21 protein-coding genes and 4 tRNA genes are annotated in these 26,081 nt (G+C 64.1%); 12 read left to right on the top strand and 13 right to left on the bottom strand.

Features of this window, described 5'->3' with window-relative positions:
* Nucleotides 1-125 precede the first annotated feature (125 nt).
* The 5 genes from H6718_35860 to H6718_35840 form a co-directional block, all read right to left on the bottom strand.
* Nucleotides 126-201, bottom strand: a tRNA-Thr gene (locus H6718_35860).
* Between the two features lie 66 nt (nt 202-267).
* Nucleotides 268-340, bottom strand: a tRNA-Gly gene (locus tag H6718_35855).
* Nucleotides 341-517: 177 nt separating this feature from the next.
* Nucleotides 518-600, bottom strand: a tRNA-Tyr gene (locus H6718_35850).
* Between the two features lie 71 nt (nt 601-671).
* Nucleotides 672-744 (bottom strand) — tRNA-Thr (locus tag H6718_35845).
* Nucleotides 745-1,307: 563 nt separating this feature from the next.
* Nucleotides 1,308-2,486: a hypothetical protein gene (locus tag H6718_35840; GenBank protein ID MCB9590836.1), complete on the bottom strand. Its 1,179-nt coding sequence runs from the start codon at nt 2,484-2,486 to the stop codon at nt 1,308-1,310.
* 324 nt (nt 2,487-2,810) lie between these two features.
* On the opposite strand from H6718_35840, the gene H6718_35835 reads away from it, so the two are divergent.
* Nucleotides 2,811-2,993, top strand: coding sequence for a DUF465 domain-containing protein (locus H6718_35835; protein MCB9590835.1), 183 nt, complete (start codon nt 2,811-2,813; stop codon nt 2,991-2,993).
* A gap of 116 nt (nt 2,994-3,109) precedes the next feature.
* Here the strand turns inward: H6718_35835 and H6718_35830 are convergent, their stop codons facing one another.
* On the bottom strand, nt 3,110-3,595 hold the full coding sequence (locus H6718_35830; GenBank protein ID MCB9590834.1) for a hypothetical protein: 486 nt from the start codon (nt 3,593-3,595) through the stop codon (nt 3,110-3,112).
* 52 nt (nt 3,596-3,647) lie between these two features.
* Nucleotides 3,648-4,262, bottom strand: a complete 615-nt coding sequence (locus H6718_35825; GenBank protein MCB9590833.1) for a tRNA (guanine-N7)-methyltransferase — start codon at nt 4,260-4,262, stop codon at nt 3,648-3,650.
* Nucleotides 4,263-4,827: 565 nt separating this feature from the next.
* On the opposite strand from H6718_35825, the gene H6718_35820 reads away from it, so the two are divergent.
* The 6 genes from H6718_35820 (at nt 4,828) to H6718_35795 (ending at nt 12,982) form a co-directional block, all read left to right on the top strand.
* Nucleotides 4,828-5,625, top strand: a complete 798-nt coding sequence (locus H6718_35820) for an SRPBCC domain-containing protein (GenBank protein MCB9590832.1) — start codon at nt 4,828-4,830, stop codon at nt 5,623-5,625.
* A gap of 77 nt (nt 5,626-5,702) precedes the next feature.
* Nucleotides 5,703-6,644, top strand: coding sequence for an aldo/keto reductase (locus tag H6718_35815; protein ID MCB9590831.1), 942 nt, complete (start codon nt 5,703-5,705; stop codon nt 6,642-6,644).
* Entirely contained in the window at nt 6,641-7,471 is an 831-nt protein-coding gene (locus tag H6718_35810) for a 3'(2'),5'-bisphosphate nucleotidase CysQ (GenBank protein MCB9590830.1), read from the top strand. Before H6718_35815 ends, H6718_35810 begins: the two co-directional genes overlap by 4 nt.
* 18 nt (nt 7,472-7,489) lie before the next feature.
* Nucleotides 7,490-8,692 (top strand): FAD-binding oxidoreductase, encoded by a 1,203-nt coding sequence (locus tag H6718_35805; GenBank protein ID MCB9590829.1) that lies wholly within the window; start codon nt 7,490-7,492, stop codon nt 8,690-8,692.
* Between the two features lie 401 nt (nt 8,693-9,093).
* Nucleotides 9,094-10,857, top strand: coding sequence for a hypothetical protein (locus H6718_35800; GenBank protein MCB9590828.1), 1,764 nt, complete (start codon nt 9,094-9,096; stop codon nt 10,855-10,857).
* A gap of 181 nt (nt 10,858-11,038) precedes the next feature.
* Nucleotides 11,039-12,982 (top strand): sigma 54-interacting transcriptional regulator, encoded by a 1,944-nt coding sequence (locus H6718_35795; GenBank protein ID MCB9590827.1) that lies wholly within the window; start codon nt 11,039-11,041, stop codon nt 12,980-12,982.
* A gap of 253 nt (nt 12,983-13,235) precedes the next feature.
* On the opposite strand, the gene H6718_35790 is transcribed toward H6718_35795, so the two are convergent.
* A complete protein-coding gene (locus H6718_35790; protein MCB9590826.1) occupies nt 13,236-13,601 on the bottom strand; it encodes a hypothetical protein in 366 nt (121 codons plus the stop codon).
* Between the two features lie 191 nt (nt 13,602-13,792).
* Between H6718_35790 and H6718_35785 the strand changes: the two genes are divergently transcribed.
* Together H6718_35785 and H6718_35780 are read left to right on the top strand one after the other, a co-directional pair.
* Complete coding sequence (locus tag H6718_35785) at nt 13,793-14,437, top strand: peroxiredoxin (GenBank protein MCB9590825.1); 645 nt, start codon at nt 13,793-13,795, stop codon at nt 14,435-14,437.
* Between the two features lie 54 nt (nt 14,438-14,491).
* On the top strand, nt 14,492-15,121 hold the full coding sequence (locus H6718_35780; GenBank protein ID MCB9590824.1) for a YcxB family protein: 630 nt from the start codon (nt 14,492-14,494) through the stop codon (nt 15,119-15,121).
* 28 nt (nt 15,122-15,149) lie between these two features.
* Here the strand turns inward: H6718_35780 and H6718_35775 are convergent, their stop codons facing one another.
* The 4 genes from H6718_35775 to H6718_35760 form a co-directional block, all read right to left on the bottom strand.
* Complete coding sequence (locus H6718_35775) at nt 15,150-16,265, bottom strand: glycoside hydrolase family 16 protein (GenBank protein ID MCB9590823.1); 1,116 nt, start codon at nt 16,263-16,265, stop codon at nt 15,150-15,152.
* A gap of 88 nt (nt 16,266-16,353) precedes the next feature.
* Entirely contained in the window at nt 16,354-17,118 is a 765-nt protein-coding gene (locus H6718_35770; GenBank protein MCB9590822.1) for an SDR family NAD(P)-dependent oxidoreductase, read from the bottom strand.
* A gap of 24 nt (nt 17,119-17,142) precedes the next feature.
* Complete coding sequence (locus H6718_35765) at nt 17,143-21,660, bottom strand: sigma 54-interacting transcriptional regulator (GenBank protein ID MCB9590821.1); 4,518 nt, start codon at nt 21,658-21,660, stop codon at nt 17,143-17,145.
* 28 nt (nt 21,661-21,688) lie between these two features.
* Nucleotides 21,689-22,642, bottom strand: a complete 954-nt coding sequence (locus tag H6718_35760) for a hypothetical protein (GenBank protein MCB9590820.1) — start codon at nt 22,640-22,642, stop codon at nt 21,689-21,691.
* Nucleotides 22,643-22,948: 306 nt separating this feature from the next.
* Between H6718_35760 and H6718_35755 the strand changes: the two genes are divergently transcribed.
* Nucleotides 22,949-24,046, top strand: coding sequence for an alpha/beta fold hydrolase (locus tag H6718_35755; protein MCB9590819.1), 1,098 nt, complete (start codon nt 22,949-22,951; stop codon nt 24,044-24,046).
* A 3-nt stretch (nt 24,047-24,049) separates the two neighbouring features.
* Here the strand turns inward: H6718_35755 and H6718_35750 are convergent, their stop codons facing one another.
* Nucleotides 24,050-24,322 carry a hypothetical protein gene (locus tag H6718_35750; protein MCB9590818.1) on the bottom strand — a complete coding sequence of 91 codons (273 nt, stop codon included), beginning with the start codon at nt 24,320-24,322 and terminating at the stop codon, nt 24,050-24,052.
* A 305-nt stretch (nt 24,323-24,627) separates the two neighbouring features.
* On the opposite strand from H6718_35750, the gene H6718_35745 reads away from it, so the two are divergent.
* Together H6718_35745 and H6718_35740 are read left to right on the top strand one after the other, a co-directional pair.
* Nucleotides 24,628-25,152, top strand: coding sequence for a hypothetical protein (locus H6718_35745; protein ID MCB9590817.1), 525 nt, complete (start codon nt 24,628-24,630; stop codon nt 25,150-25,152).
* 103 nt (nt 25,153-25,255) lie between these two features.
* On the top strand, nt 25,256-26,056 hold the full coding sequence (locus H6718_35740; GenBank protein MCB9590816.1) for a hypothetical protein: 801 nt from the start codon (nt 25,256-25,258) through the stop codon (nt 26,054-26,056).
* Nucleotides 26,057-26,081: the final 25 nt, after the last annotated feature.

The raw sequence follows: 26,081 nt of genomic DNA, 5'->3' as shown, positions 1-26,081 counted from the left end.
AATGGTGCCGACGTTCACGTGGGGCTTCTTGCGTACGAATTTCTCCTTCGCCATGACTGCTTCCTGTTGGTCTCTCGTTACAGATCTTCGTTTGGGTTAGGTTGGCTCGTCTGAGACGACCTCTTTGGAGCCCACCACCAGGATTGAACTGGTGACCTCGTCCTTACCAAGGACGCGCTCTACCGACTGAGCTAGGTGGGCAAGGTGGTCCAAACTTGCAGGTTCCTCTCGCTTCGGCCCCGATTGGAGCGTGGCGAAAGTCACCAGAGCGGGAGATGAGACTCGAACTCACGACGTTCAGCTTGGAAGGCTGACGCTCTACCAACTGAGCTACTCCCGCATTCCCCGGTCGCCCGGGGCGCACCCTCCAGGGCCGAGAGCCGAGGCGGGGTGCGTTTGCCGCGCCTCACGAGGACCGAGGGGCGCAGCGGTAAGTTTTGGGTTCTAGGTGATCCTCCAAGAAGGCGCTGGGCGCCGGTTTGGATTGGGATTCAGTGAGCGTCAATCTCGCGACCCGTGGAGGGTGATGGATTCGAACCAACGTAGGCATAAGCCGGCAGGTTTACAGCCTGCTCCCTTTGGCCACTCGGGCAACCCTCCGAGGAGTTCGTGGAAACACGAAACAGCGGTGCGAGGTCGATGCAGTTACTTGCTTTGGGTGGTCGGCCGTGAGCTGGGGAGGGGACTCGAACCCCTAACCGCCTGTTTACAAAACAGGTGCTCTACCAATTGAGCTACTCCAGCGAGGGAGCTTGGTGAGCCGGACCGGCCCTGGGCTTGGCAGTGTGTTCAGGCCGAGGCCTTTGCTTGACTGCCGAACTGCCGCTCTGACTGAACCTCCGTGATGAAGTCTAAGATTTTGGGTGAGAGAAGCGCCGAAGGTCGGACATGCGTGCGACCTGACTTTTTTCGACGACGGGTCTTGCTGCTGTGGGCTAGCGAAACCCAAGAGGTGGGGGTGCCAGACCGCTAAGGTCTTTGCGGCAACGCCGCCAGAGAAGTCGATGCGCGAAAACCGGACACCTCACCTCAGCCTCTCTTCGAACCGCTGGAAACCAGTGATTGAGGAGAAGATATGTTGACGAGGGCCCGACGAACCGGGGCTTGGTAGCGCCGAGCTTTTGACCTGTCAAGCACAATTCGTACCCGCCACGGGAGCGGGGAGAAACAGCGGGATTCCCAGTACTTGCACCCGACTTTCGGAACCGGATTTGAGAGGTCCTGCAGACCTGGCACCAGTATCCCACGGCGTGCGCGTGCGCGACCCTGGCGAACCCGATCCGCGATGCTGAGTTGCCTCCCACCCGTTACGGAGTGGACGCAGTCTTAGCACGGGCGGCCAGATCATCCAGCGCCGCCTGGAGTTCGGCACGGGAATAGGGCAGCGCATCCAGGGCCTTTTGCTCCTGCTTGATTGCCAGCTCCAGCTCGAGCTTGGCCTTGCTAGCTCGCTCCACCCACGCGCCGTGCTCGCCGGTTCGGGCCGCCATGCTCAGCGTGTGCTCCATCAGCTGAAGGCCCTTCTTGAGCAGGACGGAGTAGCGCAAACGCATCGCCCCTTCGAACAGCTGCTTGCGAGCCTCGCTGTCCGCAGCGTTGGGCGGCGGCACCTTCATCAGGTCCTCGTGCAGCCGCTTGTACAGTTCCCCCACTCGAAACCCGGCCATCGCCGACCAGTGAGAGTCGTAGGCGCGCATGGTGTCCGAGTACGCGCTCTGGGCATCGAGCAACAGCTGGCAGCGGTCCTCGAGCACTTGGGCAAAGTTGGTCGGCGTGGGTGAGAAGCTGATGGCCTCACCCCGCACACGGCGGATCTCACCCAGTGCGAAGTAGAGCTGCGCGAGCTCCGGCGGGAGACGCCCTGCGCGGTCCAGCTGTGAAGCCTCGACCACGCCGCGCGCGCGCTCCACTTGATAGGAGGCGCGTTCTACGTTGCCCTCCTGCAGTAGCGCGAGCGCCAGCGCGCTACGCAACGTTGCGACCTCGAACGGGTTGGGATCCGAGATGCGAGACAACGCGAGATCTGCGAGCTTTCCGCCTTCTTCCCAGCGCTCGAGGAAGCCGGCCAGGCGCACGCTGCGGACCATCGCGTCCCGCGAGAGCTCTGACTTGGGGAACTCAGAAAGCAAGCGCCGGTAGCTGCCGTATGCCGCCTCCAGGTCACCCGCAGAGTCTTGGGAGTGCCCAGCGTTGAACAGCGCGTGCGGCGCGAGTTCGCCTTTCGGCTCCAGACGATAGACCCGGGTGAATTTCTGCGCGGCAACATCGAACCGCCCAGCGTCGAAGTCTCGCTTTGCTTCGTCGAACAACGCACTGAGGGAGGTGGTGTCACCCGGCGTGATCACCTGTCTCTCGACGGCGACTCGATCTGGGTCGCGCGTTTCCGCAGGGCTATGCGCCTGGCTGCCATTTGTGGCGCCACCGCATGCCGCACACGCGAGCGCGAGACTCAGACCAAGCAGATTCAGAGCGCGGCGGGGATGCATAGGGTCTTGGTGAGGTTGGCGCATGGGACGTTCAGTGTCTCGAGTTCGGATGTTGTTCCACCGGCAGCTCAGTTTGGCAGCAGCGCGCCTCTCCCCCACCCCAACCTACACCGAGCACATGAGCCTTTCAGAGACCTGAGCGGATGTTGCGGAATGCTTGGGCGTGTCATCTTGCTGCACCGCTAATTACGGTCATCCACTCAACTTTCTGGAGCGCTTCCGCTGCCCTTGATCTGCCGACGAAGTGTCCCTTACCGTGACAATTGGGTGGCCGGCCGGCGACACCAGGCCGGATCCTTGGGTGACAGCGGGGAGAGGAAATCGATGGAGCGAGTAGAAGAAACACAGCTGGAGAGCCTGGAGTCGGAGCATGCTGAACTGAAGAAGCAGCTCCAACGTCTCGAACGCCGGGCTCACCTGACTCCTCAGGAACAAGTCGAAGCCACGAACCTGAAGAAAGAAAAGCTGCTTAAGAAGGATGCGATCTTCGCCATCCGCAACGGCTGACAGCTAGCTTGCGCGTGCTCTCGGGCACGGGCGTACAACGCAAACGAGGCGCTGGAGATCCAGCGCCTCGTTCGTTTTTTTGTGCGTTCGCTGCGGCGGGCGAGGTGAGGTGAGCGTTAGAGCACGACGCACTCACCGGACTGGCAGGTCTCGCCCTCTGCGCATGCGGGGCTGCAGCCGCTCTCGTCTTGCACGGGAACCGTGGTTTCTTTCACGGTAGAACTCGAGCCTTCGAAGCTCTCTGCGCCGCCGTAGACGTCCTTGTTGAGGTCGGTCAGCGACTCTTCGAGACGCGTCTTTTCGGGAGCCTGCAGACCACCTGGATGCTCTTGTTCGATCGCCTTCGCAATGGCCAGCCAGTGCCGTGCATCTGCACGGAAACCCAGCCGGTAGTCCGTCATGCCGCGGAGGTATGCGTAGCGCGCTTGGTCCTGGAGTGAGAGCGAGTCGCGGTCGGCTTCGAGGCTGCGCCAGATCGCGAGCGCGCGCTCGTAGTCCTTGTCTTGAGAATACAACCGCTCGCCGCGGTTCAAGTCCTCGCGATAGGTCGCGCAAGAACACAGTCCGAGCGCTAAGGCACAAGCAATCCAGGTGCGCAGCATGGGCGGAGGGAAGGTTACCAGGGGAAACCCGCCAGGGGTCAAGTGAGGCTGATCACTGGTCGCTTACTCGCCGATAAAGCAGCCTAAAAACCGGGAGTTCGTCTTGGATGGCCTTGCGCTCTCGGGGGCTCCGGGCGCCAAACGGGTTGTCTGTCACCCGCGGCCCGCCGGGTATGGCGGCGAGCTGGGGGACGCCGTCGAGCAGTCGCTGATAGGCCTCCGCGCGCTCCTCCACGTCGGTTTGGACGAACAGCTCGCCCTCTGGCACCAGCGTGCGCACCACCTCGGAGATCACTTCATCGCGCACCACGAGGCGCTTCTGGTGGCGCTTCTTCCACCAGGGATCTGGGAAGTGAACGTAAACGCGAGAAAGCGAACCCGCTCGAAACTTCGGGAGCACCGCAGCGACGTCCTCCGCGAACACACGAGCGCGATCGCCGAAGCCTCGCTGCTTCAGCCGCTCGTCAACGATCGTGGCCCACTTGAGTTTCACTTCGAGCCCAAGGATGTGCGCGGTCGCGTCGTTCTCGACACGCTCGACCATGAACCAGCCACGCCCGGGACCGATCTCGAGTTCTACGGGTTGATCGACACCAAGTAGCGCCCGCGGATCAATCGATTCGGAATCGGGCAGTCGCGGAGCGTGCTCGTAGGGGTAGTTGCGCATGGGAGTCTTGCTGTCACACGAAGGCCAGCCGACAGCGCGAAGCGCGCGTCAGCCAGCGTGGGTTCGCTCGGCTGGCGCGCCACTACCACAACCCGACGCGTTCGCCACAGCCGCACGCGCCCGAATCACACAGCGCTGCGAATCACAGCGCTGCCAATCACACAGCGCTGCGAGCCAATCTGCGCTGCGAACCAAACCGCGCCGTGAATCACTCGGCCCCGCGGCGACTGGAGCCGAAGCTTTGAAAACCGGATTGCTCGAAAGCAGTGACTTTTGCCAAGCCTACACTCTAGACTGGCCCCCGTTCTGTCACGGCTACCGCCTGAGGCTAGCGCCCAATTGGTAGCTCTGATCGCTCCCGAAGCTCGACCGCCAGGACGCGGTTCGATCGCTGCAGGAGCAACTCGAAGGCGCATCGAGCGTTTGGTTCGACACCGAGCACCAGTGCCCGCGAAGCGGCGTCACGCCCGCCAACCCAAACCGCGACTCAACCGCAGACGCACCAGCACGAGAAGGAAACCAGCAGACGATGGGACTCGAGCGGATTCGAAGGGTGTCACCCGTGATGCCTGTCACGCCCCGCCGCATCTACGATGCTTGGCTGTCCTCAGAGGAACACACGGCCTTCACGGGATCGCCGGCTGACGTTTCGTCACGCAAGGGAGGTAAGTTCACCGCCCACGCGGGCTACATCGAAGGCGCGAACGTCGAGCTGGAGAAGGGTACGCGGATCGTTCAGACCTGGCGCACGCGCGACTTCCCAGAAGGAGCAGACGACTCCCAGCTCGAGATCACGTTCTTACAAAGTGAATCTGGGACACGCATCGTCATCAATCACGGCGGTATCCCCGAAGGACAAGGGGAGCGCTACCACGCAGGCTGGGGCAAGAACTACTTCAAGCCCATGTCGCGCTATTTCCTCAATCAGCGCGAAGCGCCGGAAGTACTGCAGCGCTCGGCTCGCAATGCAGCGCAGAAGGCAGCCCACGACGCGGGGCCGCCCAAGGAAACAAAGCGCGAGGAAGCCGCCGAGGAGGCCGCACCCCCGGCGCCGAAATCCGCATCCGCACGGAAACATTCGACGGTTCCCTCTAGCAGCGCCAAGACCGCTGCTTCCAAGACGGCAGCATCCAGGGCCGCTACATCGCAGGCCGCTGCATCCAAGGCCCCGGCGAGCAAGCCCGGGGCCCGCCGCAAAGCGCCTGGCCCGGGAGACGAAACGCCCCGCTCGACCCGGCAACGCGCCAAGCCCGCTGCGGCGCCAACCAACAAGAAGGCCCGGCGAGCGGCGCCTGCTGCCTCCACGAGTAAGCCCACCGCCAAATCGAAGACCCGCAAGCCAGCAAAGCGGAAGAGCGGCTGAAGACCCTCGAGCGCCCGCCGTTGAATCGCTAATCCAGCGCGGACACTGAGCGCAGTTCTGCTATACCGCCGAGCGCGATGCGCCGAACGGTACTCGGAAAGACTGGGCTGAAGATCAGCTCGCTGGGCCTCGGAACGTGGGGGCTCTCGGGCGACGCATATGGCTCGGTGAGTGAGGGAGACCAAGAGCGCGTGATCGAGCGCGCTCGGGCGCTCGGCATTTCGCTGTTCGAGACCGCAGACGTCTACGGCCACGGGGAAATGGAGCGCCGCCTTGGTCGCTTGCTCAGCGCCGATGGCAAAGCGGTGGTCGTTACCAAGGTGGGAACGGATCGCGACTCCAGTCCCCCACGGAAATGCTTCAAGCCCGACTACCTGAAGCCGGCGATCGAAAAGAGCCTAGAGCGCCTGAAGTTTCCGCGGGTCGTGGTGCTGCTGCACAATCCGTCGAAGAAGGCGGTCGAGGCAGAGGGCACTTGCGAGCTCCTGCGCAAGCTCACGGAAGACAAATCCATCGCGGGCTGGGGTGTGAGCGCCGGTGACGTCGAAGTGGGACGCGCGGCGCTGGAGCAAGGCGCACAGGTGCTGCAGCTCGCGTTCAACGCCTTCATGCGGCGCGATTTCCAGGAGCTGAAAGGGGAAATCGAAGCGCACGAGGCGGCGCTGCTCGCACGCAGCGTACTCGCTCATGGGCTCCTGTGTGGACACTGGTCTCTCCACAAGGATTTCCCCGATGGCGATCACCGCGAGGAGCGCTGGACGCCCGATGACTTGAGGCGCCGCATCAACCAACTCTCCGCCCTGCGGTCTGTCATCGGCGGCGAGGTGCTCACGATGCGGGCGGCGGCGTTGCGCTACGTCCTCGCCACGGAGGGCGTAACGGCGGCGATTCTTGGCCCGAAGAGCGCGGTCCAGCTCGACCAGCTGGTGCGTGAAGCCGGGCGCGAACAGCCCTACCTGAGCGACGAAAAGTTCAACAAGTTGGAAGCTCGCCTCGCTGACGTCGGAGTGACGACATGAGCCACGAAACCCTGAGCGTCATGCTGACGCTCGCGCGCGGCGCAGCGGAGCTGATTCGCGAGATCTACGACACCGAGTTCAAGGTCGACTACAAAGGCCCCAAGGACCCGGTGACCGAGGCTGACCGCAAGGCGAATCGCCTGATTTGCGACGGGCTGGCAGCGGCCTTCCCCGACGCAGCGATCGTCGCGGAGGAGTCGAAACCGGAGAGCTACGTTGATTTCCGCAAGGCAAAGCAAGTGTTCTTCGTCGACCCGCTGGATGGCACCAAGGAGTTCATCAAGAGAAACGGCGAGTTCGTGGTCATGCTGGGCATGATTGAAGACGACCTCGCACGTGCCTCGGTCATCCTGGCGCCAGCGACGGGCTATGCCTGGATCGGTGAAGTCGGCGCTGGTGCCTGGGAGATCGCCCCGGATGACACCCGCACGCAAATCTTCGTGAGTCCGCAGGCGGCGCTCGACCAAGCGCGGGTCGTCGCAAGTCGCTCCCACCGCACCGAGGAGAGCGAGCGTGCGCTAGCGATCCTCGGAGTGGATCGCATCGAAGCCTTGGGCAGCGCCGGCTTGAAAGGCGCCGAAGTCGCCAGCGGACGCGCGGAGGCGTACGTCTCTCCTGGAACGGCCGGCAAGCGCTGGGACGCATGCGCCGTGGACGCGCTGGTGCGCGCTGCCGGCGGCATGGTGACCGACGCCTACGGCGACAACATCGATTACCGCGGGGAAAATCTAACCAACGACCGTGGCATCGTCGCGACGAACAGCGCGCTACACGCGGCGTTGATCGAACGCCTCGCGATCGCGAAGGCGGCAAGAGACGGCGGCTGATCGCGAAGGCTGGAGCATATGGCTGGGGGGAAGCTTGGTGCGCTAGGCAGATCACAACCGCTCAGTCAGCGAGCGGACGTCGTGATCATCGGCGCCGGCATCATGGGGCTCTCCGTGGCCTACAACATGGCCAAGCTGCTGAACCGTCACAAGGTCGGCAAGCGCATCGTGGTGGTGGATCGGGGCTACTTGTGCGGTGGAGCCAGCGGGCGCAACGGGGGCGGTGTGCGCGCCCAGTGGTCCAGCGAGACCAACGTCCGGCTGATGCTCGAGAGCCTGGAAATCTGCAAGAGCTTCGCCAGCGAGCACCGCATCAACACCTGGTTTCGCCAAGGCGGGTACCTCTTCGTGGCTCGTAGCCCGGAGAAGGTCGAGATGTTGCAGCAGAGCGCGGAGCTACAGAAGCGCTGTGGTCTCGACACGCGGTTGCTCGAACCCCGCGAGGTCAAGCGCGTGGTTCCTGAGCTCGACACGACTCAGATCAGTATCGCGAGCTACAATCCGAATGATGCAGTGGTGTTTCCCTGGCCCTTCGTCTGGGGCTACGCGGAAGGCGCGCTGGAATTCGGAGCGGAGATTCACACCTTCACCGAGGTCCTGGGTATCGAGACCGACGGCCAGAATATCCGCAAGGTTATTACATCCAAGGGCAGTATCGAGACGGAGCTAGTGATCAACGCCGCCGGTGCACACAGCCCGGAGGTCGCTCGCCTGGTCGGTGTGGAGCTGCCCAATCACCCCCATCGCCACGAGATTTGCGCCAGCGAACCGCTGAAGCCCTGGCTGACTCCCCTCGTCGCTGACCTGGAGAACGGGCTCTACTTCTCCCAGTCGACGCGCGGCGAGATCGTGGGTGGTGTTGGCAACGCGCAAGTGCCCGAGGGTCCCGATCAGAGCTCCAGCGCCCGCTTCTTGGCGCTCTACTCACGCGCGCTCACGAGCCTGTGCCCAGCCGTCGCGCGGGTGAAGGTGCTGCGACAGTGGGCCGGGCTCTACGACCTGACACCGGACGCGAACCCAATCGTCGGCGGGGTGGACCAGCTGCCCGGCTTCTTTCAGCTCTCCGGTTTCATGGGACACGGCTTCATGATGGCGCCGGTGATGGGCAAGCTCACCGCGGAGCACTTGGTGACGGGCGCTGCACAACCGCTGTTCGAGCGCTGGAACCTGCGTCGCTTTGCAGCAGGGCAGCTGCTCAGCGAGGGGATGATCATCGGTTGAGGCAGCAGCGCGTGATGTGGGGCAGGTCCCCACGTCAGTGACCTGGCCTAGCGCTGCTCCCCTCCCCCCCAAACCTGGCTTCGGAACGCGGTGCGTCGATGGTGGCGAAAGCCAGTGAAAATGCGCGATTCGCGGAAGCTGCGGGCCGCGCGCTGTAAAGTGCAGCCTGGAGGGATCGTTACAGCTTGGCCATAGCAGCTTTGTCAGCTGGCGCCAGACCGCGTTTGACAGCCCTCATGCTGCCAGCTTACCGTGCGCCAACACGTCGGGAATGCTCGGGAATCCTGCTGGGTTCCGGGCGCTACGGTGACACGGAAACAACATCGACCGTGATGCCGAGCGCCGGTTCCCCGAGGACCCACGTCCAAGCTAACTGACACGCCGTTTCTGGGAGGAATTGAATGCTCCGGTCTACGCGCACCATTGCGACACTGATCCGCTCGTTGAACTTCGGAACTGCAATGGTGATTGGAACCACTGCAGTTGCCACGACGGTCGTCGGCTGCAAAGACGAAAGCCAGCCCGAATACTGGGTGGAAAAACTGAACGACAAAGCTTGGAAGCCTCGCTCCATCAAGCGCCTCGAGCAGTTCTTCGAAGACGCGCTGACCAAGGCAGACAAGGACCTCACCAAGCCCGAGGTCCAGAAGCTGCTCGATCAAATCGCCGAGCCGCTCACCAAGACCTACGTCGATGACTTCGACGCGCTGGACACGAAGACCCGCGTCAGCTTGATCAAGTTGATCGCTTCGTTCCGCGACGAGCGCACCGTCCCCGCTCTCAAGAAGGCCTTCGAGGAGTACGCGAAGAAGCCGAAGGAGAAGGACTACGAGGACATGAAGTGGGCCGCGCGTGCCACGGAAGATCTGCGCAAGGCCGGCAAAGGCGCTGAGCTCGCAGACCCGATGCTGCAAGCCTTCTTGAAGCTCAAGTACACGAGCCAGGTCGGCGGCGTCACTTACAAGGACTTGACCGCTGCCATGCTGGTCAAGCCCGAGAAGAGCTGGGCTGGCCCGCTGCGCACGGTTCTCAGCAACGAGATCCCGAAGCCCAAGCAGGGTGACCTCGACGTTCAGAAGACGATCAACAACGAGACCTTCTGGCAGGTCACCGCAGCGCGCATCCTGGGCGAGCTGGACGACCAAGAGTCCATCGAGCCGCTGTTCGTCTGTGTGCTCGACCCGACGAAGGGCAACGTCGCGACCACCGCCATCATGGCGTTGGTGAAGCTCGGCAAGCCGGCGATGGATCGCGCGATCAAGCTGCTGAAGGGTGAGGACGAGAAGCTCAAGGAGACGTCGCTCGCCAAGATGCAGAAGTTCACCGGCGCGAAGGAGCCCCCGAAGGACGAACCCTACGTGCAGATGGCGGCGATCATTCTCGGCACGATGGGTCGCGTGGAGTCACTGCCCGCGATGATCGAGGTCATGAAGGCGCAGAAGGGCGGCAACCAAGCGCTGATCGCTCAAGAGATGGCGAAGATCCCCGCGACCGACGACAGCAAGGCGGCCTTCAAGGAAGTCTTCGAGGCGCAGGGGCTCGACTCACGCATGCCCCCGGGCGGCGCCAACTCCCTGCTCTCACTCACCGAGGCCGCGTCACTGTTCTACGACGCGGGCATGGTGCCGTGGCTGCTCGAGCGCGCTGAGAAGCAGAAGGGCAGCGGCGAGGATCTCAAGACCTTCCAGGCGAACATCAGCGTGACGGCGATGAAGCTGATGAAGGCGGACCAAGCCGAAGCCGTGAAGGCGGCCGTGGAGAAGTACGGCACCAAGATCGAGAAGGACTCGTTCAAGCAAGCCGAAGAGCTCACCAAGGCCTGCGGCGATCGCGTCGACTGCTACCTGGAGAAGGTCGAGAAGAGCGAGAACCAGGACAAGAAGAACCAGTTCATCGGCATCAAGGCGGCCTACATGATCGGCATCCTGGGTGACGAAAAGACCCGCGACAGCCTGGTGGACCGCCTCGACTCGATCGAGAACGCGGCCGTGCGCTTCGTGGTCGCGAACACCATCGACCGCCTGACTCCGAAGGGCTCCAAGGAGATCGCGGACAAGATCCAGAAGATCATCGACAAGAACGCGGAGAGCCCGGACAAGGCCAAGGCTCAAGCGGACGCGCCCCTGCAGAGCGTCGTCTACCGCATCAAGGCCCGCGGCGGCTGATAACCCCTCCGCGATTGCCCAGCGGGCGGTGTTCCTCGGAGCGCCGCCCGTTGTCGTTTGTCACTGCGCTCCTTGCACCCAGGCTGCCGCCGAGTGCTAGTGTGGACCGCGGTTCACGGTCCCCCAAGGCGTCGTTTCAGGCGCTGGTTTTGGGGGTGAGGGGAACGCTGCGAGACCCTGTATGGCGACATTGCGAATCCACGTACTCAACGGGAACGAAGCCGGAAAGCAGCTGGAACCGGCGGGCGACGTGATCCGAATCGGGCGCGCTCCGAGCAACGACTTGTGCCTCGCGGAGACACACGTGTCCGGAGAGCACGCGCGCATCAGTCTGGCCCGGGACCAGGTGTTCATCGAGGACCTGCACAGCACGAACGGCACCGAGGTGCTGCGCGGCAGCGAGCGCATCCCTGTTGACGAGCGCTTGGGCTCGAAGTGCGAACTCCAGAACGGCGACCAGTTGGCGCTGGGAGCCGGTGGAGGTGGTGAAGCGGTGCTGATCCAGATCGGCATCGGCGAAGAGGCGGATGTGCCCCATGTGATGGCGCAGCGGAGCCTAGCTGAGCTGGGCAGCTCCACCTCGAATAACGCCGCCGCTCTGAAGACCCTGCGGAGCACCCACGACGCGATTGGCAAAGCCGATGGTCTCGACAGCGTGCTCACCGCGGTTGCCGACTCAGCGCTCGAGCTCGTAGAGCGGGCGACCCACGTCACCATGGTGCTCAAAGACAGCGAAGAGGAAGACGCTGGCGAAGGCTCCTTCGTGCCCGTACTAACACGTATCCGCGCGGAGAATGGGGGTCAGACGCCCACTGAAGGGCGCGTGCCGATCACGCGCAGCGTGTATCGCAAGGTGGTCCGGGACCGCTGCGCCATCCTCGCGGCCGACGCGCCCAGTGAGACGTTCAGCTCGGAGTCGCTGCTTGGCGCAGGCATCCGCAGCACCATCGGTGTGCCGCTGTGGCTGGGTGAGGAAATCATCGGCGTGCTCCAGGTCGACAACCGTGACCGACCGGCGATGTTCGACGAGTCTGACGTCGACGCGCTGGGTGTCTTGGCCGCAAACGCGTCGCTCGCCGTCGCGAACGCGCGCCTGATCCGCCGTCTGCGCGACGCGGAAGAGCAGCTCAAGAAGGAAAACACCTACCTGCGTCGCCGCGAGGAAAAGCTGCGCGGCCAGGAGGTGCAAATCGTCGGACAAAGCAAGGCGATGAAGGCGCTGTTCGACCAACTGGACAAGGTGGTCGATACCCGCGTCACCGTGCTGATCGAAGGCAAGACCGGCACTGGCAAGGAGCTCATCGCTTCATCACTGCATGCCCGCTCCCGGCGCCGAGACAAGCTCTTCGTCGCCCAGAACTGTGCAGCTCTCCCAGAGAGCTTGCTGGAGAGCGAGCTGTTCGGCCACAAGCGAGGCGCATTTACCGGCGCCACGGAAGAGAAGAAGGGCCTCTTCGAGATCGCCGACGGGGGCACGCTGTTTCTTGATGAAGTCACCGAGATGGCGCTGCCCCTACAGGCAAAGCTATTGCGCGTGCTCCAGGAGGGCGAAATCCGCCCCATCGGCGCGAACCACACGCGCATCGTCGACGTGCGCATCGTTGCCGCGACGAACCGGAACCTCGAGCAAGAAGTGCAAGAGGGACGCTTCCGCGAGGATTTGTACTACCGGCTCAAGGTGTTCCCCATCCGGGTGCCCCCCCTCTCGGAGCGCCGCGAGGATATCCCGCTGCTCGCGAACTTCTTCCTAGAGCGCTACTCCCGTGAGTTCGGGCGCCGGCTGAACAGCCTCTCCCAGACTGCAACGGAACTTTTGATGGCCTACGACTGGCCGGGCAACGTGCGCGAGCTGGAGAATGAAATCCAGCGCTGCGTTATTCAGGCGGGTGACGAAGAGCTCGGTGGCCCTGAGTTGCTCAGCCCTCGCGTGCGCAAAGTCGAGGGCGTTGTCGATCGCGCCGGCGTCACCAAGGGCACCCTGAAGGAGATGCTCGAGCAGGTGGAGAAGTACTTCCTCGTGGAGTGCCTACGCGAGCACGACAACAACAAGACATCCGCCGCGAAGACCCTCGGGATCACCCGCGAAGGCCTTCACAAGAAGCTCAAGCAATTGAACATCGCTTGAGCCAACACGCTGCCTAGCCCAAACCCGCTTCTCTCCTCGTCGACCGACAGTTCGTCCTAACGAGGAAGGGGAACCGCCAAGAGCGCCAAGAGCGCCAGGAAATGGGGGCTGACCGCGCCGAACGGGAGCTAGTCGCGCCCCGCGGCGCGCTTCTGCGCTTCCGACCATCATTTGGGGGCGGACTCCATCCTCCGCATTCCCTAAAATCTTGGCGTCCTTGGCGCTCTTGGCGGTTCAAATCCCCCCTAGGAACCTACTCCCCTAGGAACGGGCAACTGACGTCAACTCGATCCCCGGGGAAACCGCTGATGCAGGTGTCGCCTTTGTCGCGACCGCAGGCGCAGTCGCAGGCGTCCTCCCGCTCCTCGAAGCACCAGCCTTCGTAGAGCCAGGGACACGCGGCACCTGTGTCATCAAGTTCGTAGAATGACGCGCTTCCGCAGAGCGGCGCCCGGTTGCCCTGGCCGGAGGTCGAGCCACCTCGTCCGTCGGAGTCGGGAGTGGTTCCCGATGCTTCCCCACCACACGCTCCGAGCGGGAGCAGGAGCGCTGTAGCCAGCACGACAAGCGCGCGGGAAATCTTGAAGAACGACCTAGGGCGCAGGAGCGAGACGGGCATGAAGAGTGTGTCGTCCGTAAGCAGCCGTCCGATCGCTCTCTGCCAGGATTGGCGCAAACGCGAGCGGGTACCGCCGAGCTTCGTGCCGGACGAAACTGCAAAACCTGGAGAAATGCCCGGGATCTTCAGGCCTTTCAAAGTGGGGCGCGGAGGCACTTTCGGGCGGGGCGACCCGGTGGCATGAACGAAACATGAGTCGCCTCGCCTACTCCACCGCCATAGCCGCCCTGGTCCTCTGCGCCTGCAACGAGGAGAAGCCGACGGAAACACCCGCGAAGGCGGACACCAGCGCCGCAGCTGACACCAGTCCGGGAGCTGACAACAGCGGCGCGCCGGCAGCGACCGCGCCGAGCGCCGAAACCGTAGACGGCACGCTCTTGGAGGTAGGCGCTGCCGCCCCAGCCATCGACGCGACGGCCCATGACGGCGAGAAAGTTTCCTTGGAGAAATTGAAGGGAAAGCCTGTGATCGTCTACTTCTACCCCAAGGACGATACGCCGGGCTGCACCATCGAGGCTCAACAGATTCGTGACAGCTACGAAGACCTGAGCAAGACGGGCGCGGTAGTATTGGGCGTTTCGAGCGACAGCAACACGTCGCACTCCGAGTTCGCGAAGAAGTATTCGCTGCCGTTCAAGCTGCTCCCCGACTCGGATCACGCGATCGCCAAGGCCTTTGGCGTCTCACTGCGCGGCGGTAAGGCGGCGCGGGTCACCTTCTTGATCGACAAACAAGGCAAAATCGCCAAGGTCTTCCCCAAGGTGAACCCGGACGGGCACGCGAAAGAGCTACTCGAAGCGCTCAAGGCGCTCCCCGAGGCGGCAGCGACACCGTGAGATCCGTGCCCCGGCGCCTTGCGCGAAGCTGGCTCCGACAGTAGAGGACCGCCCGTGACTAGCGCAGAGGCAAGCGAAGAAGCTCTCGCGACGGAGGCGGCGGAGCCACCCCGAGGCACAGTGAGTGGCAAAGTAGAGCTCACGCGAGACGACGTGCTCGAAGCCCTCAATGCGCAACCCGGCTCCCGCTTCAAGACCGCTGTAGGGCTAGCTGTATCCGCCGCTGCGATCATGGTGGTCGCGCAGTCCGCGCCCCAAAGCTCGGACCGCCCGTGGCCGGTGATTCTGCTCCTGCTCGCGGCGCCGCTCCTGGCGCTCCTCGGCAAGCGAATGGTCGCGACGCGGATGTTCAAAGGGATGCCGGAATCCCAACGCAAGATGGACATTCAGGTCGACGACCTCGGCATCGAAGTGCGGAGCGCTGGCGCGCTGACCCGTTTGCGGTGGCAGCAGATCGTCACGACGAAGGAGACACCTCGGGTCTTTCTCGTCTACACCAGCACGACCGCATTCTTGATTTTGCCCAAGCGCGCCTTCGGCACCGCGGGTGCACCGAAGGTCGGGGGCATGCTGGTGAAGAAGTCGAGCAACCACGGCAGCGCCGCAAAGATGTGGCAGCCTCAGCTCTTGCTCTGGGCGCTACTCGGCATCGCGGTGGCGGTCATCATCATGTACATCAAGTAGTCATTGCCGCACGGCAAGATCCGATGCACTAGTGCGCCCAGAAACGGAACCAGTCGACCCGCATCAGGCTGTCCTGAGCCGGGTAGTCGGCGGCACCGCCGGTAGCCCAGTGGCTGCTTGCATGCCATAGGTTGAAGAGCATCGGCGCCGGTGCCTGAGGCACGAACTCGGCGCCTTGAAGCCTCCAGAGCTCCACGTCTTGATCCGCGAAACGCACGAAGAACGTCAGAGTCGTGGGCTGCCAGTCGAAGCCCATTTCGTAGAACCTGCCGGCTTCAGGGAACGCGGGCTGCTTCGCGCCAGGCAGCGTGCCCAGCGCTGGCCCGATGCCATAGGCATCGCGGGCGACGCTCTCGTGGTACTCACCGGTCGCGGTGTTCACGACGCGAGACGTGCGAAGGAAGTTACTGTCACTCTCGTAGTCCGTCCAGGCAGAGAGCCAGATCCAGTTGGGCTGACCGCAGAGGATTTCGATGTCGATCTCGCGGTTGTCCGTGATGCCGTTTTGGTTCAGGTCTCCACCATAGGCATAGGTAAAGATGCCGTTGACGGCTTCCTCGCCGGCGGCGCAACGCCCAAGCTCGACGCGGGTGCGATAGACACCGTATCCGAGCGGATTCGGCGATGCCACCTCGCTCGCAAAGGACGGTCCGACGCGATCCCCCGTATCGAACTCCGGGTGCCCAGGCACCAACAGCTCCAGTAGCTTGCCATCTTCCGCAGCGCTGGCATCCACGCCGCTCTGAGCGCGCCCGTCGCTTTGCGCTCGCGCCGTCCACGGATCCGCGGTGTCGAACTGCTCCTCGAAATCAGGGGGTGAGGTAGCGCCTGCACTGCCGCCGCTTCCGCCTGCTCCGCCCGCTTGGGCGCTGCCACCCGTCGCGCTAGTACCGCCAGTCGTTGTGCCTCCAGTTCCGCCTGCGCCAATGCCACCGACTGCCCCCGCGCCGCCAGCGCCGATGCCACCTTCAGCGCCGCTACCACCTTCAGCGCCGCTGCCACCTTGAGCTCCGGTGCCTCCAACGCCGCTTTTCCCTGCGGTACCACCCGAAGCGCCAGTCCCGCCGGAGGTGGAGCCCCCGGAGTCACAAGCTGCAAGAGCCAGAGAGCACAGGCAGACGGCGGCTCGGAGGTAGATGCGCATCTCGATAGGATGACCTCTCCCCCGAAAAATACAGCTCCAATTGGCGTCTATTCGCCGGCTCTTCTTGCTCAGTTGGCCCTCCACGCGGTCACGCCAACTCGATACCCGACGCTTCCTGACACAGCTCGAGCAAGCGGTCTTGAAGGGCGGGGTCTTCGGCTGCCGGGAGCAAGTCACCCGGAGCAAGGTGGTAGTAGTAGCCGCCGCTCAGCTTCGCGTCCTCGCCAACGGCGAGCCACGCTTGAGTTCGATGCCCTTGGTCGAGATCATCCGGGGCGCTCGGGCCGCCCATCTTCGTGCGCACCCAACCTGGAGACACCGCGTTCGAGTGCACGTCCGGCCAGCGCCGCGCGAAGCCAAGGGCCAGCAAGGTGTCGTGCAGTTTCGAGTCGGCGTAGGCCTGGCTACCGTTCCAGCGACGCTTCTTCCATTGGAGATCGCTCAGGCTGACGTCGCCGCCGAAGTGCATCCCGGAACTCAAGTAGATCAGGCGCTGCGGTCGCTCGATCAATGCGGTGAGCACGTAAGGAGCGAGTACATTGACGGCCCACAGCTCCGAAAAGCCGTCGACCGTTTCCACACGGCGAGGCTCGCGGTAACCGACCGCGACGTTATGAATGACCGCGTCGAATGGCCCGAGGCGGTTCACCTGGGCAGCCACGTCGCGCATGGCCGCGAGGGTCGATACGTTGCCAACGACCACGGCTTCGGCGCCTGGTAGCTCCTGACGCACATCGCCAGCCCGAGCGCGACTGCGCGCGTGAAGCACCACCGCGTGACCCTCGCTTATGAGCAGCTCTCCCGCCATGAAGCCGAGTCCGTCAGCCGATCCGGTGATGAAGACCTTCGCCATCTCGCTCACTCCCCGGGCTAATGCTCACTGAATGCCGTACTGCTTGAGGCGCCTGTAGAAGGTGCGACGAGGCATCCCAAGGAGCTCCGCTGCCTTGACTCGATTCCAGTTGCTCGCCTTGAGCGCCTGGAGGATGCGCTCGCGCTCGTCCAGCTTGTGCTGACTCAGACTGCTGCGCACGCTGGAGCCGGACGATGGCGGCACGGTGGTCGTGCGCCGCTGGCCGGTGTGATTGCTCGTGGTGGAGGAGGAGGCGCTTCCGGTGAGACTGCTGAAGAGGGCGCTCCCGGCGCGACCATCCGGGATGTCGAAGTCGTCCTGTTCGAGCTCGGGTTTTTCGCTGAGCACCCAGGCATTGAGCAGCACGTGCTCCAGCTGGCGCACGTTTCCTGGCCAGTGGTAGCCGCGCAGGCGCTTCAAGCCGTCACGGGTGACTGCCTTCTTGTCCCGCTTGTAGCGCGCCGCGAAGATCCCGAGGAAGTGGTCCACGAGCTGGGGGATGTCTTCGGTGCGCTCTCGAAGCGGCGGGATGCGCAGCTCGACGACGTGGATCCGGTAGTACAAATCCTCACGGAAAGTGCCTTCCTCTACCATCGCCGCCAGGTCACGGTTCGTGGCGCAAATCACCCGTACATCGACCGGCTCTTCGTTGGCGCCGCCAACCGGACGCACCTTGTGCTCTTGAAGCACGCGCAAGAGGCCCGCTTGCATGCGCTGGGGCATCTCCCCGATTTCGTCCAGCAGGATGCTGCCGCCCTCACCTTCACGGAACAGACCCTTGCGGTCGCGATCGGCACCGGTAAACGCGCCGCGCACATGACCGAAGAGTTCGCTCTCGAGCAGGTGCTCGGGGATGGCGCCACAGTTCACGCCCAAGAACGCCTTCTTGGCGCGCCCTCCTGCGCGATGGATGGCGTTGGCAACGACCTCTTTTCCGGTACCGCTTTCACCCGTGATCAAGACCGCGACGTCGGTGTCCTTCACCCGATCGATCAGCGAGTACACACGGCGCATGGGCTTGGAAGTGCCGACCAGGCCCATGTAGCCGAAGTGGCTGTACAACGTCTCGCGGGCGTCTCTGAGCCTACGGCGGGCGATCTTCAAGCGCTGGGTGCGCTGATCGAGCAGCTCCTGCAGGCGTCCCTGCGCCTCCCGCAAGCGCTCATTGGTGCGCTCGAGTTCTTCGGCGCGGCGACGGTTCTCTGTGAGCAAACGTGCGGATTCGATGGCGACTGCTGCTTGGTCACCAAACGCCTGCAGCGTCGGTAGCTCGCGCTCGAAATGATCTGCAGGGCGGCTACGGGTCTCGACGTACAGGGCGCCGATCGGCTCCCCTTCAGGCGCAACGATGGGCACACACGCGACGGACTGCAGATCGAGCTGGTGCACCGACGCATAGCCGCTCATGCGCGCGTCGGTCTGTGGACTCTTGCTCACGAGGGGCGCACCGCTGTCGATCACCTGCTGAGCGATTGAGCGGGAGAACTCGGCGTGGGTTTCGTCCCCCGAACGGGTGCGCGAAGCGTGCACACTGAGGCTGCCGTCTTGCTCCAGCAGGATCAAGTAGCCACGCTCCGCCTGTGCGAGCTCAATCGCGTGACCAATCACCAGACGCATCAGGCGCTCGAGATCGCGCTCTCGGGCCAGCACGGCGTTGACCTCGAGGATGTGAGCCAGACGCCGCTCGAGAGGCGTCAGGCTCATGCTGCTAATCAGCGATCGGTCGCTGCGAGGAAAGATGGGCGACGGTGAAAAGCCGGCGAGATCCGTCGGGGCAGAGGTCATTGATTCACGCTGCACGCGAGCGCGCAGGGCGCGGCGACGCGCATCGTTCCAGTAAACCTCGCGTAGATCCCTGGGGAGATGCGCGCCGATCTCTTCCAGCACCGCCAGCGCCTCTTCGCGATGCCGGCGAGCCATGGTTGGCTGACCGCCGGCCTCCGCGATTTCGCCGAGCACCTCTTGGGCGCGCCACACCCACTCCTTTTGGCCGGCGGAGCGCGCCGCCTCGAGGGCTTCTTCGACGAAGGTGCGGGCCTGTTGCTCACGCCCGGCGACCCAGGCAGCGCGCCCTCGCGCCAGCATGTAGAGCGGCTTATGAGCTGGCGCCGTCGCCAAAGCCTCCCGAGCTTGATCTAGCTGACGCTCGAGCTCCGCGGTATCCGGTGATTCCGCACGGCTAGCAATGAGCACCCCCTCGAGACGTGCCTCGGCGGAGTCGATACCACGGCCTACCGCTTCATAGGCCGCAGCACAGCTCTCGTACAGCCGCACCGCTCGGTCGACTTCACCGACGCGACTGGCGAGCTCCGCCTGAAGCCCCGAGAGCTGTGCGTTGAGCACCGGGGGTAAGCCGCTGCGCTGCTCCTCCAGGAGCTCAATGCTCTCCCGCGCGCGCGCGAGGCGGCCCAAGTAGAGATCCGTGTTGGCAAGGTTCAGGAGCGCGTTGCGCGTCGTTGAGCGGCGCCCCGAGCGGCGCCCCATGTCGACGGCTGCCTCGAAGTGCTCGATGGCGCCAGCCACATCACCGCTCACCTTGAGCAAACCAGCGAGGTTGAGCTGCGCGGTGCTGAGCAAACCAGCGTCACCAGCGCGCTCGCCAGCGATGATGCACTGTTCGTAAGCCTCACGCGCCTCTTCGATGCGATCGTCGCGCTGCAACACCAGGCCGCGACTCACCAGCGCGACCGCCTCGACACGCGGCGCATCGTGTTCGCGAGCGCGCCGCACCGCGCCTTCCAGATCGACCAGCGCTTGCTCCGTGTTACCCAAGTAGGCCGCACCGAGTCCGTGGAACGCGCTGGCTTCGGCGCCCAGGGGACCGTCCTCATCAACCAATTGGGCGAGGACCTCGAGGGCGCGGGAGTAGTCACCCGTCGCCACGTAGGCACGGCCCACGTAGAGCATCCACGATTTCGCTTCGTAGGTTCCGCGCCGCTCCTTCGCCAGCCCTGCCACTTTTTCCAAGCGGGAAAGTGCTGACGTCGAGTCACCCAGCCCGAGTTCGAGACGCGCCCGTAGTGTCTCGAGCGCCAGGCGCTCGCTTCGCGACTCAGGGGTGTTCGGCACCGTGGTGCTCTCCCCCTCGGCCTTCGTGCGATCGACTTCGTCCATCGCTTGGGCCGCGTCGTTGAAGCGCCCTCGCTCCAGGAAGTACACCGCGCGTTCGTAAGGGCTCTGAGGCAGCTCCGAACCCGGCGCCGAAGACTCCCCCGCCAACGCGCGGTCGATGTCCGCCTCCGACGCAACGGGTTGCGCGGCGAGCGTCTCCACCAAGCCGCGGAGCGCACCAGGGCGCCCATTCGAAGCGCTTACGACGTGAGCCAGTAGGCGGCCGGTAAGCGATGGCATCGCGCGACGCACGAGCTCTTCAGCGTGGTGTTGTTCGAGACGGGGCACCTCGAAGCGCTTGGCGCCCGCCTGCAGCTCGGAGTCGCCCACGATGACGAGGCGGGCGCCGTCGCTGTTCAGCTGCTTGACTAGCTCGATGCCGCGCTCCGGCAGCAGGTGGGCGTCGTCGATCAGGATGGTGACGCCACCTTTGCCCTCGAACTCCGCTAGCTCCGCTTCGAGCGCAGACACGTCGTCCACCACGTGGTCATCGATCCACACCAGCGGGCGCCCTTCAACGCCGATGGACCAAGCTAGGCGTCGGAGCAGTACGCTCCGCCCAGAGCCAAGAGGCCCGTCCAGCCACAGCTTTTTTCCGCGCGATAACTTTGCGACGCGCTGCTGCAGCTGACTCGAGATGGCATCGATACCCAGTACCGGCCAGACCTCGTGGGCGTCGTGGCGAGAGCTTGCTGCCTTCAAGCCACCCGCGCGGCGAATTGCGGTGGCCAGCTCGTCCGCAGATGGATGTCGCTCGCGGGGATCGACCGCCGTGGCCCGCGCCGAGACATCCATCAGCTCTCGACGAATCCGCGGGTTCATCGTCTTCGAGCCAGCAGCGATGATGTCGGCGATCGTCACCCCGAGCGCGTACACTTCAGCGCGCACCGTGAGCGGCTTGCCCTCCAGGAGTTCGGGCGCGGCGTAGCGCGGCGTCAGCCCTTCGGGCCGAGTGCCCGTTTCCCGCCATGGCGCTGCGAGGCCTAGGTCCACGAGCGTCGCGCGGCCGTTGGCCTCGACGATGATGTTGTGCGGCTTGATGTCGCCGTGGAGCATCCCCGCGCGGTGGAGCAGCGTGACCTGGTCCGCGGCACGAACCAGCGCGCGCGTGGCGGCGTCGCTATCTCCAGACTCGATCAAGGCTTGGAGGCTCTGTCCCTCCACCAGCTCGCGTAGCATGAACGGCCGCCCGCTCTTTGGTAGCCGACCGAAGCGGACGACCCGAGGCACACCGAGCCCTTCGAGACCGCTGAGCGCCACCGCTTCGCGGACGAGTGCGGTCATCTCACGCTCGCTCGCCGTGGGCGAGAGCATCTTGAGCGCGAGCTTCTCCTGGGTGTGGCGATCCCGAACGGCCCACACTTCGCCCCCACCGCCTTCACCCAGGCGTTGGAGGCTCTCGTAGCGTGCGGGCAGCTCGAGCTCGCTCACATCCGGTTCTTTCTCAGCAGACAGCGACTTAGAGGCCGTAATCCGCCCCTAGCCCGACGAAGAAGCCGCTCGTTCCGAAGCCTAGGTCCAGGCGAGCCACGAAGCTCTTGGCAGGCTTGAACCGCAACCCCGTTTGCAGGGCGAGCCAAGGGAAGACGATGGGCTTCGAGCCACCGTCCGCCCAAGACGGCTCGTTGTAGTCGCCGTAGTGGTCGTTGTCGGTACCACAGAAATTGGGGTCTGGCGTGCCGGGGCCACTGCAACGCTCATAGTCTTCTGGATTCCCCGCGGAACCGGCCCGAGGGTAGGCCTGAACGCGGTTCAAGTCACCAAACATGAAGCCCAAGCCGACACCCGCGCCGTAGTTCAAGCTGAACGCCGGGCTAAACTCCTGAGACCACAGGAAGTCCGAAGTGATGTAGATCGCCTTCATCTTGCTGTTGACGATTTCCCAGGCCTTCTCGCCGTCGCTCGTCGACTTGAAAGGCGTATCGTCCATCGCGTAGTTGGCGAACCAGAGGCCGAAGTTGTACTCGAAGCCGTCCTTGCGGATCGCGAACTCTGGACCGCCGGAGTGCACCACCACGGTTCGCCCACCGTCGCCGAACAGGTTCACCATGAACTTCGGGACGATGATGGTGCGATAGCGCAGGCCAACGAAGTAGTACGTCTTCCCAGGTAGCTCGACGGCTGAGTCGCCCGCGCGGGCGTCCGCCACTTCGGAGTCACTTCCCTGGGGAACCGGCGGCGGTGGAACAGTGCTGTCGCCGGTCGTCTCCTCAGGCGGTGGCGGAGGTTCCTCGACGCTCGGCGGCGGGGTGGGATCCACGCCGGGTGCTGCCGTGGGCTCCTCAGCCGGCGGATCCGCTGGGTCCGCAGGCTGCGCCGACGCCACTGTCGAAGACAGTGCCGCGCTCGATAGCGCCAACCCTGGCAGCAAGAACCAACTCCAAACCCGACGCGCGCGAACCGTGTGTGCCATGTGTTCCTCCCTCAATCCCAGCGCCACCCCGAGCGTGACGCGCTTGTGCCAAACCCTGTGGAAGCCGCGAGCATTGTGCCATGGCACATCCGTGGAACGCAAAACCGATTTAGCAATGTTTCCCTGATGTTATACCCCGGTCGCAGGGCACAGCGCAGGCGCGCTGAAGGCTACGGCGCCTGAGCCAACTCGGGCTTTGTCTCACACAGGCCTGGCACAGTCTCGTCGATCACCCAGTGCCGCCAAGTACCCAGCTGCGAGGCTTTTCCCTTCGCTAAGCAGTGTGCAGCACTAAACTGATGCACCGTGATCCTCCATGGCCAAGTGGTCGAGCAGGCCGTCGACCTGGGGCTCCCAGCGCGCCACTTCGTCAAGCAGTTGGTGATGACCCAGAGCAAGGCACCGCTGGCCATGGTGCGCAAACGCGCTTCGACCCGTCCGCCGCCGGTTGGTGACGAGCAACTCGAGGTCGATGCCCTGGCGATGCCGAGTCGGGCGGCCGTGCTGCTGGTCCATGGCTACAGTCAGAACCGCTACGCCTGGCACCTGCCGTCGCGCAGTCTGGTGAATTACCTCGCCTCCGCCGGCTACGACGTGTTCAACATCGACCTGCGCGGCCACGGCCGCAGTGACCACCTGGGCGCGGGGCTACCGGAACGCGTGGACCAGTTCGTTCAGGAAGACCTACCGGCGGCCCTCGACTCGATTCACCGGCTCACCAGCTTCGACCGGGTTTTCCTGATTGGTCACTCCCTCGGCGGACTGTGCGCGTACGGCGTTGCCGCCGAGCGCCCACAACAGGTCGCGGGAGTCGTCAGCATTGGCTCTCCCTACCGATTCACCGCGGGGACCAAGCTCCTCGCGGGCCTGAGCGAAGCCTTTTTGCTGCTGGATCGCACGTTGGGCATGCCCAATATTCCGGTCCCAGCGCGGCTATACGGGCGCTTCGTCCGGGTGAGCCAACGCGTCGTGAACAGCCGCCTCTACCCCGTCCCTCTACGGGGTTTCCGCAGGGGATCGATGGAGCCGGAAGTGCTGCGTCAGCACATGGCACTCGCCATGGATCAGGGCAGCATCGAGACCATGCGCACGCTCTTCACCTGGGCCGCCGAGTCTCGAGCCAGTCGGAGCACGACGCTCTTTGGCCTCGAGCGCGCCTTCGAGGAGCTGGATCTCCCACTGCTGGTGATCGCCGGAAGTCATGATGATCTCGCGCCCCCGGCGTCTGTGCGCCCAGGGTACGAGCGGTCGACATCGACAGACAAAACCTACCGCGAACTCCCGTTCGGCCACATCGACCTGCTCGTCGGCAGGGACGCGCCTAGGTTGACGTGGCCGCTGCTCGAGCGCTGGCTGGACCGCCGGAGCGCTCGAGCAAACCGTGAGGAAACGACCGCCGCCTGAGCGCTACTTTTCTTCGAGCTTCTTCTTCAGGCGCTCGACCTCACCCTCAAGCTTCTTCACCTGACGCTTGAGGTCCTTGAGCTCCTTCGAGGTCGCCAAATTCATCATACTGGCGAAGCGCTCGGTCTGCTCCTCGGTAAAGGTGTTCACCTTCCCTGGGACTTGGACGACCGTCATCATCGCCTTCATGAATTGCTCGTTCTGCATGAGCTTGAGCACCCGGGGGTCGCCCATGAGTTCCATGCTCTTTTTGCGAACGGTATCTTTGATGCCCATCTTTCGTCCTTGATGCGTGTGTCTGACTGCGCTCGGAAAAGTGCGCTGGCTACGCTGGAGCGAAAGCGAGCGCGGGGAGCGTTTAGCCAACGTACCCAGACAAATCCAGCACGGTCACCCGCGGTGCTCCTCCCCCCCACATGCGCCCCTGCGCCAAACGATGGATGTTGTTGAGCTAATATTTCTTGCGCAAGTTGCCACGCCTGAAGGCGGCGTGGGCAAAGCCCGGCGCGGAGTCACGAAAAGGGCACTGGCCCAACGCAAGGCGTGTCCCATACTGCGTTCGTTGTTAGGATGATGGGCCGATGGGGAAGTCTGCGAGGAACCAGCTACAGCGTCGCACTCGAGGTTCGAGCCGCGTTCGCCTGTCGCATGGCTTGCTCCTCATCGCGCTGCTTGGACTCATGGCGGGGTGTAGCGGCTACGTGAAGCGTGGCAGCGCGCTCTACGCGGACGGCCGCTACATCGAAGCCGCGGAGGTTTTCGAGCGGACGGAGCACCGGCTCAACGAATCCAACGCCAAGCAGCAGGCGGAATACGGATTGTATCGGGGGCTGACACTGCTCGTGCTGGGCGACACCGGAGGCGCGAGGCGGTGGCTGTCGTATGCCTACCAGGTCGAGCGGGCGAATCCAGGAACCCTGCGGGGCAATCGTCGCGCCCTGCTGGATCGCGGCTGGGTCGAGCTACAGTCCCGCGGAGAGCTCCCGCCGGGTCCCGCTGCGCCAGCAATGGCCGCTCAGCCGATGCCGGTGATGACGCCGGAACCCGCACCGCGTCCAGGCCCGAGCCCAGCTCCGCCGGCGCGCCGCAGCCTGATGCCCCAGTAGGCTGTTTCGCAGGACTCGAATCCGCCGTTCAGGGCTCGCGTCTGAGTGATTGGTGCGCGAATGCGAACGGTTGAAGCGCCGTAGCGAGCTACGCTGGCATCGCATGTCGCTCAACGCTGATCTCAGGCGCCGCCAACTTGCGCTGGTGGTGTGCGCTGGAAGCGCCGCGCTACTTCAGGCCTCCAACCTCAGCGCCCAAGCGGCACCCGGACAAACCTACCCACCCCAACCGTATCCGGGCGCCTACCCCCAACCGTATCCAGGCGCCTATCCTCAGCAGAGCCAACCCGGCTATCCAGGACAGCTGACTCCACCAGCGGGCGCCGCCGCCCGGAGCTCATTTCCGCAAGGCAATGAAAATCCGGGCAGCTGCTCCGACGGCAAGCAGAACGGTCTCGAGTCCGATGTGGACTGCGGCGGAGACTGCGCTCCTTGCGAGATCGGCGACCAGTGCAAGGCATGGCGAGACTGCTGGAGCGGCCGCTGCGCCGCTGGCGAGTGTGAAGAGCGCGTGTTCGAACCCGGCATGGCATTGCCCCCGGGCTATGACGTCGAGACATCCACACATGACGGCGCCGCGACGGCACGCTACTTCGGCGCAGGCTTCTTCGCCGCGAGCTATGCGGCGGCCTATGTGGGCGCCGTAGCGAACCCGACGGAGTTGGCGTGGCTATTCGTTCCCGTGATCGGTCCCTGGATCACCATGGGAAAAGTCGATGGCGGGGAGGTGCTACTGGCCATCGACGGTGCCCTGCAAGGCGCGGGTGCTCTGACGTTGATTGGCGGCCTGATTGGCAGGGGAAAGCAGCTCGTGCGTCAGGAGCTACCGCGCCCGGACCAGAGTTCCGTGAAGATCCACTACTACCTGGGCGGTCGCAGCGTGGGGCTGTTCGGGAGCTTCTAGCAGAGCGCCTGCTTCCGAAGCATCT

This window comes from Polyangiaceae bacterium (assembly GCA_020633205.1).
Lineage (GTDB): Bacteria > Myxococcota_A > Polyangia > Polyangiales > Polyangiaceae > JAHBVY01.
Note: the sequence above shows the minus strand (reverse complement) of the source record. Positions and strands in the feature narration are given on the sequence as shown.

Coding starts and splice junctions, on each gene's coding strand:
- H6718_35840 (MCB9590836.1), bottom strand. CDS start 2,486: ATGCATCCCCGCCGCGCTCTGAATCTGCTTGGTCTGAGTCTCGCGCTC.
- H6718_35835 (MCB9590835.1), top strand. CDS start 2,811: ATGGAGCGAGTAGAAGAAACACAGCTGGAGAGCCTGGAGTCGGAGCAT.
- H6718_35830 (MCB9590834.1), bottom strand. CDS start 3,595: ATGCTGCGCACCTGGATTGCTTGTGCCTTAGCGCTCGGACTGTGTTCT.
- H6718_35825 (MCB9590833.1), bottom strand. CDS start 4,262: ATGCGCAACTACCCCTACGAGCACGCTCCGCGACTGCCCGATTCCGAA.
- H6718_35820 (MCB9590832.1), top strand. CDS start 4,828: ATGCCTGTCACGCCCCGCCGCATCTACGATGCTTGGCTGTCCTCAGAG.
- H6718_35815 (MCB9590831.1), top strand. CDS start 5,703: ATGCGCCGAACGGTACTCGGAAAGACTGGGCTGAAGATCAGCTCGCTG.
- H6718_35810 (MCB9590830.1), top strand. CDS start 6,641: ATGAGCCACGAAACCCTGAGCGTCATGCTGACGCTCGCGCGCGGCGCA.
- H6718_35805 (MCB9590829.1), top strand. CDS start 7,490: ATGGCTGGGGGGAAGCTTGGTGCGCTAGGCAGATCACAACCGCTCAGT.
- H6718_35800 (MCB9590828.1), top strand. CDS start 9,094: ATGCTCCGGTCTACGCGCACCATTGCGACACTGATCCGCTCGTTGAAC.
- H6718_35795 (MCB9590827.1), top strand. CDS start 11,039: ATGGCGACATTGCGAATCCACGTACTCAACGGGAACGAAGCCGGAAAG.
- H6718_35790 (MCB9590826.1), bottom strand. CDS start 13,601: ATGCCCGTCTCGCTCCTGCGCCCTAGGTCGTTCTTCAAGATTTCCCGC.
- H6718_35785 (MCB9590825.1), top strand. CDS start 13,793: ATGAGTCGCCTCGCCTACTCCACCGCCATAGCCGCCCTGGTCCTCTGC.
- H6718_35775 (MCB9590823.1), bottom strand. CDS start 16,265: ATGCGCATCTACCTCCGAGCCGCCGTCTGCCTGTGCTCTCTGGCTCTT.
- H6718_35770 (MCB9590822.1), bottom strand. CDS start 17,118: ATGGCGAAGGTCTTCATCACCGGATCGGCTGACGGACTCGGCTTCATG.
- H6718_35760 (MCB9590820.1), bottom strand. CDS start 22,642: ATGGCACACACGGTTCGCGCGCGTCGGGTTTGGAGTTGGTTCTTGCTG.
- H6718_35750 (MCB9590818.1), bottom strand. CDS start 24,322: ATGGGCATCAAAGATACCGTTCGCAAAAAGAGCATGGAACTCATGGGC.
- H6718_35745 (MCB9590817.1), top strand. CDS start 24,628: ATGGGGAAGTCTGCGAGGAACCAGCTACAGCGTCGCACTCGAGGTTCG.
- H6718_35740 (MCB9590816.1), top strand. CDS start 25,256: ATGTCGCTCAACGCTGATCTCAGGCGCCGCCAACTTGCGCTGGTGGTG.